Raw genomic sequence first — 10604 nt, 5'->3', positions numbered from 1 at the left:
ACGGCGGTGATGCGCAAGCTAATCGTCCTCGCAAACGCCCTGATCCGCGACAACCGGAAATGGACCGAAATCCACCCTTGATCAAAACGGATACTACAGATTTGGTTGCAAAGGCTCATCGACATGGCAGGCAAGGTCGCGAACATGGTGAACCGCAGCGGGCGTTACCATGCCCGGCTGGTGGTGCCGAAAGACCTGCGCAGGATCGTCGACAAGACGGAGCTGCGCAGACCGTTGGATGGCGACTACAGACAGGCGGCGCTCAAGTTGCTACCCGATGCCGTGGCACAGCTTCAACACAAGATCGCCCTTGCCGCGTAAAAGGCCGGGGGCAGGGCGCGCCCAGCCTCGTCCCATGCACTATCCTCCGGCACCTGATCAGATCGCCATGAGCCCTTACACGCACCGGTTGGCCTTCGATGACGTGCTGCGCAATGCCCCGCGATGGCCGTCAGTGGGCATTGATGATTTTCCGGTGCAGCAACTGCGCGAGGCGATTGCTGGCAAGGCGGATAATGCCGTGCTGGCCGAATTGGTAGGTCACCAGATCGAGCGTTTCTGCGCCGCGCGCAATCTTGACGCAGCACCCGGCAGCGACGAATGGCGCGTGATTGCCCGTGCCCTTTGCAGTGCAGCTCCGAAGGCGCTGGAACGGTTGGCAGAGCGCGACGAGGGCGATTTCAGCGGCATACCTAGCGCGCCGATCATCAAGAACGCTCAGCCCGCGACAACGCCGCTGCGCCGGTCAGCCTTTCGAAGCCCTGGCGCGAGTATGTCGAAACTCGGACGAAGGCGGGTTTCATGCGAAGCAGAACAACACGCGAAGATCCGGTCATAGCGAATCTGTGAACCCCGGAGACAGAATGGACAGCGGACTCGGTTGGATGATCTGAGCGTCGCGGAGCAAAATTCCGCGGTCTGACACCCGAGGCGAACGAGCCGAGGGTGGGGAGATGTATTCTGTGGAACTGTACAACCGGGTATGCCGGGCGTGCCATGTCGAGGGGATGAGCAAGAGCGAGGCGGCGCGGGTGTTCGGGATCGACCGGAAGACGGTCGCGAAGATCCTGAAGCACTCGGTGCCCCCGGGCTGTCGGCGAATGAGGCCGCCGGTGCGGCCGAAGCTCGATCCCTTCGTTCGGACCATCGACCAGATCCCGGAGGACGACAAAGACCGGCTGAAGACGCAGCGGCACACGGCGAAGCGGATCCACGAGAGGCTGCGCGACGAGCACGGGGTCACCGGCGGCATCACCATCGTGACCGGCTACGTGCGGGAGAGGAAACGCCGGCGCCGCGAGGGGTTCCGGGCCGCTGTCGCACCCGCCGGGTCACGCCCGGGTGGATTTCGGCGAGGCACCTGGCGTGATCACTCGCCCTTCTGCTCGAACCAATGGCGCAAAATGGCTCGGCGTCGAATGCAAGCTGCACTATGTCGCGATGATCGCCATTGGGAGCGCCATTGGTCCGGGCGACAATGGCGACGCCGCATTCGGACGCGGTTTTCATCAAGGCCTGTGGGTGCCGGAATTTCCTCGGACCTGCGCCCCGGTTCGACAGCGTCGATGACCTGAATGACTGGCTGGAGCAACAATGACATGCAGGCCGAGGTTCTCCTGAGCCATTGCCTGAAGGCCCTGAAATCGAACGACGTCAATGACGACCACCCCGGGAATAATGAACGGGTATTCATGCTGTCCATCATCCGCGACATGGCCCCGCGCGACGCGGTCGAGCGCATGCTGGCGGAGCAGATGGCTGCAACGCATGTTGCGACAACCCGGTCATCCAGATGGCTAGCCCATGCCGATACCATTCCGCAAGTGCAGGCGCATTATACCGGCTTTAACAAGCTCGCCCGGACATTCGCCGTGCAGGTCGAGGCCCAACGAAAGCACCGCACGGGTGGCAAGCGGACGGTGGTGGTGAAGCGTATGGACGTCTCAGACGGCGGGCAAGCTATCGTCGGCAACGTGCAGCACGGGGGTAGGGCCAGCGATGAAGGATGAAGACACCCCCATGAGCAAGGCCCACGCGGCCCCCAGATGCGGCAGTGTCCCAACGATTGGTGTATGAGGCCGCGCGCGGAGCCCCCGGCGTAGCGCAGCGCGCGGCCGGTGGTGACTCCGGTCGCCACCGTCGATCTTCGGCAAAGGGTCGGGTTGCGACACTCGAAACCAAGGATTNGCCGGTGGTGACTCCGGTCGCCACCGTCGATCTTCGGCAAAGGGTCGGGTTGCGACACTCGAAACCAAGGATTGAGATGACGATGACCGATGAGAGAATGGCACGGCTCGAGCTGGTTGAACAGCAGGCCGATGGCGATCTGGTGCGCGCGATGCTGGCCCTCGCGGCCGGCCGGATCATGGAAGCCGAGGTGGAGACGAAGCCGGGCGCGGCTAAGGGTGCGCGTTCGCCCCTGCGGGACGTTCAGCGTGTGTGTCGTCATTTTGGTACTCACGGCTTGGCTTTAGAAAACTTTCAAGGAACTGTCACTCGACCGTCATGATGTGAGTGGACTTCAGTCTGCGGGGGCGTGCAGTGGGTAGGCTGTATCCGGTTTCATGTCGTTGTATTTGATGTGCCCAGTCGGTCTGTTGCCCCTTATCGCTAATGCAAGGTGCAGGAGATCACGATGGGACTATTTTCATTTTTTGACAGGTTGGGTTTTTTTCCGAAGGAGTTGGATTTCGGCCCGTCACTCGCGGCTCTGTACGAGACGGGGCAGGAAGGCGGCTCCGAAGTTGTTCAGGCGCAGGACGGGCTGCTTTACGTGACAAACGGAGAAGAGGACAAGATTGACGTCATTGACGCCGCCACGGGCGCGCTTGTCGAGGATGTCGATTTGAGCGGGTTGCCCGGGTATGAGGGCGTACAGTCCGTGGCGGTCAAGAACGACCTGATCGCTGCCGCCGTTTCGACGACCTTCGACTTCCAGCAGAGCAACGATGTCGAGGGCTGGGTGGTCTTTTATGACGTGAACGAGCTTACCGCGCCGCCGACTGCAGTTCCGGTCGGCAACCTGCCTGACATGGTGACCTTCTCGCAGGACGGGAAATACGCGTTCAGCGCCAATGAAGGGGAGGCGGGAGAGCCAGGCGAGCCGAATGAGGGGACAAATCCGGCCGGCTCCATATCCGTGATCGACCTGTCCGATTTCAGCGTCACGACCGTTGGCTTCGAGGGGGTCGAGATACCCGACGGGGTGCGGATCTTTCCGGGCATCAGCCCGCTTGTCGACCTGGAGCCGGAATACATCGCCGAGGCAGGCGGCAAGCTCTTCGTCACGCTGCAAGAGGCCGCTGCGGTCGGCGTTTTCGATATCGAGAGTAAGTCCTGGGACAAGATCATTCCCCTTGGCACACAGGATCACTCGGTCATTCCGCTCGATGCAAATGACGATGGGCTGATCGATATCCGCACCTATGAAAATCTCGTCGGGATGCGAATGCCGGACGCGATTGCGGCCACAGAGATTGACCGGGAGACCTACTTTCTGACCGCGAACGAAGGTGATGATCGCGGTGACTGGGACGAGGTCGAACTTGGGCCGATCGGCGATGCGGCGCGGATTGGCGATATCCGTGAGGGCGAGGTCGCATACACCAACCCCGAGACGGGAGACACTGTCAGCGTGAGCTTTACAGCAGAGCTCGAGGCGTATCTGGACAGCCTGCCGGGTGACGGGCTGGATCGCCTGAACATCTCTATATTTGATGGCGTGAACGATGACGGTGAAATCGAGACCATGCATGCGTATGGCTCGCGGTCCTTCACGATCTTCGATCTGGACGGCAATGTTGTTTTCGACAGCGGCGCGCAATTCGAGCAGCTTCTGTCGGTCTTCGCGCCCGAGCGGTTCAACAATGACGATGGTGAGATCATCAGCCCGAACCCGGACGGCGAAGTGGACAACCGCTCCGACGCAAAGGGCCCGGAGCCGGAAGCCATCGAGATCGGTCAGATCGGCGACACGACGCTTGCCTTCATCGGCCTCGAGCGCACGGGCGAGGTGATGATCTATGACATCTCCGATCCCGACGACGCGAAGTTCCTCGATTTCATCGACGGGCGCGCGACAGGCAATGTCAGCCCGGAGATTATCGAGTTCATCGCCCCCGAGGACAGTGCCACCGGCGAAGCGCAGATCGCAGTCGCCTACGAGGTATCCGGCTCGACAGCTGTCTTCGACCTGCCCTTCGGCGAGAAGATCAAGGGCGGTTTCCGCGATGACGTGCTTACCGGCAGCATTGGCAGCGACAAGATATTCGGGCGAGCAGGTGATGACGAAATCGATGCAGGCGGCCATGACGACATCGTCCGCGGTGGTCTGGGCGACGATGTGATCGACGGCGGCTTTGGCAACGATATCCTGACCGGTGGTTTCGGCGCGGACGTTTTCGAGTTCAACTTCTTCTCCGGCAACGATGTCATCAAGGACTTCCGGCGCGACGATGTGATCGACATGACCGCGGCGGGCCTGAGCTTCGACGATCTAACTATCACGAAGACCGGCAGGAAAGAGTTCTTGATCGATTATGGCGACTTTGGCGACAGCATCGAAGTGAACCTGAAGGGATTTGGAAACACATCGCTGACGGAAGGTGATTTCCTGTTCTAAATGTTTCGAGACAACGATGGGTGAAGGCGGTGGGACAAGCATCCCACCGCTTCTTATTGCGCGGCGAAGGCGACTTCTCCGCAGTTTAAGCGATCAATCGTTTGCCTTACAATTCTGACCGATCCACGCAGCGCGGCAAGAGGCGGTTAGGGCTCGAACCAAACCTGCGGCAGCGCGGCATGGTATGATGGGGCGCCGACACGGCGTCGGCGATGAGGTGGCGTGCGGCGGAACGGAGGAAAACGTCATGCCAGCTGCCAATCTTCCCGCCATTCGTGCTTGCCGCCCAGTCTGGAACAGGGGCCGTATCATCGGCCAGAAGCGACCGCTCATGCCTAGGGTCTGGACTCATAACCAATAGATGACAGTCGCGGCGAGCGCGATCGCCGAGAGGAAGACCTTGGGGCACCTGTCATACCGAGTTGCGACACGCCGCCAGTCCTTGAGCCTGCCGAACATGATCTCGATCCGGTGGCGCCGCTTGTAGCGACGCTTGTCGTGTTTCACGGTGGTCTTCCGCTGGTTGCGGCCCGGGATGCAGGCGCGTATCCCTTTGTCTTCCAACCCTTCTCTGAACCAATCGGCGTCATAGCCGCGGTCCCCAAGCAGCCAGTCGACATCCGGCAGACTGCCCAGCATGGCTTGCGCTCCGATGTAGTCGCTGACATGTCCGGCGGTAACGAAAAGGCTGATCGGCCGTCCCTGGCTGTCGCAAATGGCATGCAGCCTGGTGTTCATGCCGCCCTTGGTGCGACCGATCAGGCGCCCGCGCCCCCCGTTTTCACGCCCATGCTGGTCGCCGTGCGGTGTGCCTCGAGATAGGTCGCGTCGATCAGGACGGTCTTCTTTTCGCGGTGCTCTGCGGCCAGGCCGGCCATGATCCGGGCGAAGACGCCCTTGTCACTCCATCGCTTCCATCGATTGTAGAGCGTCTTGTGCGGACCGTATGCCGCAGGCGCATCGCGCCAGCGTAAACCATTGCGGTTGATGAAGATAATGCCGCTCAGCACCCTGCGGTCATCGACCCTCGGCTTGCCGTGGGACTTTGGAAAATAGGGCTCCAAACGCGCCAACTGCGCGTCACTCAGCCAGAAGAGATCAGACATGTCACCGCTCCGTTTTCGGTGCCGTGAATCACGCTGCCCATCTGAAATCAATGGGTCCAGAGCCTAAGCACGTCTGGGCGATCCGTGTGCGTCTCGAGATGGCAGGGCGCATCCGCGATCTTGCGCTTTTCAACCTCGCCATCGACAGCACGCTCCGCGGCTGTGGTCTCGTCAAGCTGAACGTCTCGGACATCTACGCCGCTGGCGAGGTCAAGGAACGGAGGTCGATCACTCAGAGCAAGACTCGCCAATCCGTTCGCTTCGAGATCGCAGAGGGAACGCGGAGATCGCTGGTTGCCTGGCTCGACGATCCGATGATGGTCGGGTCAGAGCACCTCTGGCCCGGGCGTTTCCATGAACGGCGCCACATCTCGATGCGGCAATATGCCCGCTTGGTCAGGGAATGGGTGACCTCAATCGGCCTCGAGCCGAGCTCGTACGGCACGCATTCGATGCGCCGCACCAAAGTCGCCCAGATTTATCGCAAGACCGGGAATCTCCGGGCCGTGCAATTGTTACTGGGTCATACGAAGATGGACAACACTGTCCGTTATCTCCGTGTCGAATTGGAAGACGCACTGGCGATATCCGAGGCGGTGGAGATCTGACCGGCAGGGCCGTCCTGCGCGGACGGCCCTCAGCTGCTTTTTGATCCTGGCGCGCTCCGCCGCAGCGCAACCCATCAAAGCCGATATTCGCGGCGACTACGATGCGGGCGCCTTCGAAGGACGAAAGGAAGGGACTCTCCTTCTGCAGAGGGCGATCAACGTCGGCCAAGATAAGCGTTGATCATACCGCCAAGTATGGTCGGCATCGAACAGATCCTGTGACATGAAGCCCGCCGTGTGCCAGGCCTGTCGGCTCATTGCGAGAAACTGTGTTAATCTCCCACAAAGAACCTCGCGGCGCCGAACAGAAGTCGGTTCGCGCCAGAACGGAAGGTGGGAGTCGTGGGAGATACAAAAGCCTTTGCGGAGTTGGAAAAGCGGGAATGGTCGGAACCCGGGGTCGCCCGTGCCTATGCGAGCGAGTTCTCGAAAGCCTCTGACATGGTCGTTCCGCACCTCGTCGCCGCCGTGAATGCGGGACCGGACACGGATGCGCTCGATCTCTGCTGCGGGCACGGGAACGTCTCGGCGGCCCTTGTCGCGGCCGGAGCGCGGGTGACCGGCCTCGATTTCTCCGCTGCCATGCTCGAGCTTGCAAGGGCTGCGGTGCCCGGGTTGCAGTTCGTCCATGGCGACGCGATGAGGCTTTCGTTCCCGGATGCCAGCTTTGATGCGGTGACGATCGGCTTCGGTATGCCGCACGTTCCCCAACCGCGCCGCGTCATTGCACAGGCGCGCCGGGTCCTGCGACCGGGTGGGCGGATCGCCTTTTCGACCTGGTGCGGTCCCGAGGTGGACGGCGCCTTCGGCTACGTCTTCGGGGCGATCGGGACCCCTTGGATCGCCGGATATCACCTTGCCTCCCGGGCCCGGAGCCAACGACTACGCAGACCCGGACATCGCCTATCCGGTGCTTCGATCTGCGGGCTTCGGGGCGCTCCGCTGCGAGGTCGTCGCCTCCCATTGGCAGGTGGACGATCCGGGTCTTGCCTTCGACTTTTTCCGCGACGGAACGGCCCGGGGCGGTGCCCTTCTACGGCCTCAACCCGAGGAGAACGGGCGCGCCATCCGGGCCGCGGTAGTGGACAGAGTGCTTGAAAACCATGGTGAAGGGCCGGAATGGACCGTTCCGATGCCGGCCGTCGTGATTTCCGTCCGGGCCGTCTGAGCCGGAAAAATCACAGGAGAAGACAGATGCGCATGGCTCCCGACCTTCGCCGCGTCCTCGGGATCGAGATCCCCATCCTGTCGTCGCCTCTTGGCGGTGCGTCCGGGCCTGAACTCGTGGCTGCCGTTTCCAATGCGGGAGGCTACGGCGTCATTCCGCTCTGGGGCGATCCGGCAGACAAAGTCCGCGATGGCATCCGTCGCACGAGGGAACTGACCAACCGCAACTTCGCGGTCAACCTCAACATGTCACTGGATTACAGAGAGGCCTTACAGACATGCATCGAGGAACGGGTCCATGCAGTTTCCTTCTTCTGGGGGCACGACGCAGGCGCCATTGCTACGGCAAAGGAAGCCGATCTGGTGGTCCTGTCCAGCGTCGGAAGCGCAGCCGAGGCACGCATGGCGCAGGAGGCGGGCGCCGATATCATCGTGGCGCAGGGCTACGAGGCCGGGGGTCATGTCTGGGGACAGGTTTCGACGATGGCGCTGATACCGGCAGTGTCGGATGCGGTCGACGTGCCCATCCTGGCCGCCGGTGGCATTGCCGACGGCCGAGGCATGGCCGCAGCCATGATGCTGGGCGCGGCGGGCGTCTGGGTTGGCACGCGTTTCCTGGCAAGCCATGAGGCCGAGATGCACGAAACCTTCAGGGCCAGGGTGATCGCCGCCACCGAGACCGACACCGAATGGCACGCCGAACTTTACGATGGCCACTGGCCCAAAGCGCCGCACCGGACGTTGAAGAACCCCACCTCTGAGGCGTGGCGCGACGCGGGACGCCCGCCACCGGGCGACCGGCCGGGCGAAAACGAAGTCATCGGAACGAGGCCGGGCGGCGCCGAAATCCTGCGCTACGAATGCTAAACGCCTCGGCCGGGGATAGAAGGCCGGGTCGACGAAATGTCGATGTGGTGCGGGCAGGGTGTCGGCTCGGTTCGGCGCATCATGCCCGCGGCGAAGATCGTCGCCGAAATATGGGATGACGCGCGGCGGTGCATTTCGGTGCGAAGCCCATCATTCGAATGACGGACCCGGGACAGGTATCGACCATAGCGTCAACTTCGGCCCTCAACCGCCGTTCGAGTGACCCTGATCACGCTGCGCTGCAGCCCGTCGTTGCAGCCAATCGTTGCACGCGCAGAACCTCCGAAGCGGCGAAGTCACCCGGTGCAGACTGCGGGGTCGCTCTCGCCTTAGAGAAAAGCGAGCTATATTAAGCCAAATGCAGAAATCAAGGACCATTCATTCACATGCGCGAGTTCTATTCGGACACCCAGACCAAACCGACGCGCCCGATGCGCGAAGCGGCGCTTGACGCGCCTTTAGGCGATGAACGGCACGACGCGGACCCGCCGACAGTTAAGCTTTGTGAACGCGTGGCTGGCATGCTTGGCATGGAAGCGGCGGTTTTCCTGCCTTCGGGCACCATGTGCAACGAGATTGCGATCGCCGTGCATACGCGACCAGGCGACGAGGTTATCTGCACTCGAGAAAGCCACATCATTTTCGCGGAGAGCGGGGGGCCCGCAGCCCTCTCGGGCGTCATGATGTGTCCCGTGGACGGTGCGCGCGGCATGTTGACGCCCAAAGACTTGTCGAACCACATTCGTCCGCCTTCGACACATGCGCCCCGAAGCCGCCTTCTTGTCGCAGAGCAAACCGCAAATCTCGCAGGCGGCGCGGTTTGGCCACTGAGCCAGATTAATGACGTGGTCAAAGTGGCAAAGACCGCGGGTCTTGCAACGCATTTGGACGGCGCGCGCATTCTGAATGCCCAAGTCGCCACGGGCATTGCGGCCGCTGATTACGCCAGAGGCTTCGACAGCGCATGGATCGCGTTCACCAAGGGCTTGGGATGCCCTGTGGGAGCCGTCCTCGCTGGCAGCAAGAACTTCATCAAGGAGGCGTGGCTTCTAAAGCGACGCTGGGGTGGAGCCATGCGTCAGACCGGCGTGTTGACGTCAATGTGTCTTTACGCGCTCGACCACCATGTGGAGCGCTTGGCCGAAGACCATGCGTTGGCCCGGAGGATTGGCGCGCAGCTGTCGGAGTTGCCGACGATTTCCGAGGTGCTACCGGTTGAAACCAATATCGTCATCGCGACCCTTGCCGAAACGGCTCCGGACGCCGTCGAGACGGCTAAATATCTGCGTGCGAAAGGTGTGACAGTGACGGTCGTCGCCAAACGGAAAATCCGGATCGTGACGCATCTTGATGTTGGAACAGACGATGCCCGTGCGCTTCTCGACGCCTTCGAGACCCTGGCTTAGGCTCACCGGTGCAGAAGGTCATCGAGTTGATGTCAAAGCCGGGAGGAAGCGCCTGACCGACGTTATCAAGAGCGGATCGAAACGCAGACCGTCCTTCCAGAATGTCGTCCTGGCCGGGAAGCACGAAGATCATGTCCTCAGCTTAGTCGCTCGCGAGCTTGTCCAGCTCGCCGGAAGCAAGTGCAGCCCAACCGCTACGAACGATCTCGGTTTGCGCAGTCTCTGTCATGATTTTCTCCACCCAGAGAATCTTAATAACATGATGTTGGGTCGCGTTCCACGGTGGACTGGTGGCTTTGCCAGAAACGATGGGCGTCGCCTGCGAGCAAAGATCCAACAGTGGTTTGTGGAGCCGCACAGGTTGGTTTCGCGGGATGCCGGGAATGTGCCGAGGCTGTGTAAAAACACCAAGATGTGGTAGGCTTCCTGCGATAGCGGGGGCATTCTATGTCGGGTTTCATTGAAGGGGTGGATCGGGATCAGGTCATGCTGTTTCCGGACCGTGTGGAAGACTGGATCGACGAGCACAGTCTTGTCAGGGTTGTTGATCTGTTCGTGGACGAGCTTGATCTGGCTGATCTTGGTTTCGCACGTGCGTCGCATGCGCGGACGGGACGGCCGGGATATCACCCGTCAGTCCTTCTGAAGCTTTTCATTTACGGGTATCTGAACCGCGTCCCGTCCAGCCGCGCGCTGGAACGGGAGGCCGGGCGCAACGTCGAGGTAATGTGGTTGATGGGCCGGCTGATCCCGGACCACAAGACGATTGCCGATTTCCGGCGCGACAACGGTGCCGCGATCCGCAAGACCTGCGCCGGTTTTGTTCAGA

11 protein-coding genes and 1 pseudogene are annotated in these 10604 nt (G+C 61.4%); 11 read left to right on the top strand and 1 reads right to left on the bottom strand.

Annotation, left to right across the window (positions count from 1 at the left end; genetic code table 11):
- The first annotated feature begins 123 nt into the window (after nt 1–123).
- From V8324_RS20130 to V8324_RS20105, 6 genes and pseudogenes are all read left to right on the top strand, one after another.
- Nucleotides 124–321 carry a DUF6538 domain-containing protein gene (locus V8324_RS20130; protein WP_336421685.1) on the top strand — a complete coding sequence of 66 codons (198 nt, stop codon included), beginning with the start codon at nt 124–126 and terminating at the stop codon, nt 319–321.
- A 67-nt stretch (nt 322–388) separates the two neighbouring features.
- The gene (locus tag V8324_RS20125) at nt 389–838 is read left to right on the top strand and encodes a hypothetical protein (protein ID WP_336421684.1); all 450 of its coding nucleotides are present in this window, start codon (nt 389–391) and stop codon (nt 836–838) included.
- Between the two features lie 124 nt (nt 839–962).
- Entirely contained in the window at nt 963–1574 is a 612-nt protein-coding gene (locus tag V8324_RS20120) for a hypothetical protein (RefSeq protein WP_336421683.1), read from the top strand.
- On the top strand, nt 1575–2009 hold the full coding sequence (locus V8324_RS20115; RefSeq protein ID WP_336421682.1) for a hypothetical protein: 435 nt from the start codon (nt 1575–1577) through the stop codon (nt 2007–2009).
- Nucleotides 2010–2269: 260 nt separating this feature from the next.
- Nucleotides 2270–2437: pseudogene (locus V8324_RS20110) on the top strand (IS256 family transposase); the annotation flags it as partial.
- Nucleotides 2438–2620: 183 nt separating this feature from the next.
- Nucleotides 2621–4621 (top strand): choice-of-anchor I family protein, encoded by a 2001-nt coding sequence (locus V8324_RS20105; RefSeq protein WP_336421681.1) that lies wholly within the window; start codon nt 2621–2623, stop codon nt 4619–4621.
- A gap of 348 nt (nt 4622–4969) precedes the next feature.
- Here V8324_RS20105 and V8324_RS20100 read toward each other — a convergent pair.
- A protein-coding gene (locus tag V8324_RS20100) for an IS5 family transposase (RefSeq protein WP_336421680.1) occupies nt 4970–5727 on the bottom strand; the annotation gives its coding sequence in 2 pieces (ribosomal slippage) (nt 4970–5400 and nt 5400–5727; 759 coding nt in all).
- Between the two features lie 50 nt (nt 5728–5777).
- Here V8324_RS20100 and V8324_RS20095 point away from each other — a divergent pair.
- The 5 genes from V8324_RS20095 to V8324_RS20075 form a co-directional block, all read left to right on the top strand.
- Nucleotides 5778–6335 carry a tyrosine-type recombinase/integrase gene (locus tag V8324_RS20095; RefSeq protein ID WP_336421687.1) on the top strand — a complete coding sequence of 186 codons (558 nt, stop codon included), beginning with the start codon at nt 5778–5780 and terminating at the stop codon, nt 6333–6335.
- 441 nt (nt 6336–6776) lie between these two features.
- Complete coding sequence (locus V8324_RS20090; protein ID WP_336421686.1) at nt 6777–7433, top strand: class I SAM-dependent methyltransferase; 657 nt, start codon at nt 6777–6779, stop codon at nt 7431–7433.
- Nucleotides 7434–7454: 21 nt separating this feature from the next.
- On the top strand, nt 7455–8369 hold the full coding sequence (locus tag V8324_RS20085; RefSeq protein WP_336421679.1) for a nitronate monooxygenase: 915 nt from the start codon (nt 7455–7457) through the stop codon (nt 8367–8369).
- A gap of 386 nt (nt 8370–8755) precedes the next feature.
- Nucleotides 8756–9775 (top strand): threonine aldolase family protein, encoded by a 1020-nt coding sequence (locus tag V8324_RS20080; RefSeq protein ID WP_336421678.1) that lies wholly within the window; start codon nt 8756–8758, stop codon nt 9773–9775.
- A 447-nt stretch (nt 9776–10222) separates the two neighbouring features.
- The coding region (locus tag V8324_RS20075; RefSeq protein WP_336421677.1) for a transposase at nt 10223–10604 on the top strand (382 nt) is incomplete at its 3' end.

Origin of the sequence: Roseovarius sp. D22-M7 (genome assembly GCF_037083785.1) — a bacterium.
In the GTDB taxonomy this organism is placed as follows: Bacteria; Pseudomonadota; Alphaproteobacteria; order Rhodobacterales; family Rhodobacteraceae; genus Roseovarius.
Note: the sequence above shows the minus strand (reverse complement) of the source record. Positions and strands in the feature narration are given on the sequence as shown.

Coding starts and splice junctions, on each gene's coding strand:
- V8324_RS20130 (WP_336421685.1), top strand. CDS start 124: ATGGCAGGCAAGGTCGCGAACATGGTGAACCGCAGCGGGCGTTACCAT.
- V8324_RS20125 (WP_336421684.1), top strand. CDS start 389: ATGAGCCCTTACACGCACCGGTTGGCCTTCGATGACGTGCTGCGCAAT.
- V8324_RS20115 (WP_336421682.1), top strand. CDS start 1,575: ATGACTGGCTGGAGCAACAATGACATGCAGGCCGAGGTTCTCCTGAGC.
- V8324_RS20095 (WP_336421687.1), top strand. CDS start 5,778: ATGGGTCCAGAGCCTAAGCACGTCTGGGCGATCCGTGTGCGTCTCGAG.
- V8324_RS20090 (WP_336421686.1), top strand. CDS start 6,777: ATGGTCGTTCCGCACCTCGTCGCCGCCGTGAATGCGGGACCGGACACG.
- V8324_RS20085 (WP_336421679.1), top strand. CDS start 7,455: ATGGACCGTTCCGATGCCGGCCGTCGTGATTTCCGTCCGGGCCGTCTG.
- V8324_RS20080 (WP_336421678.1), top strand. CDS start 8,756: ATGCGCGAGTTCTATTCGGACACCCAGACCAAACCGACGCGCCCGATG.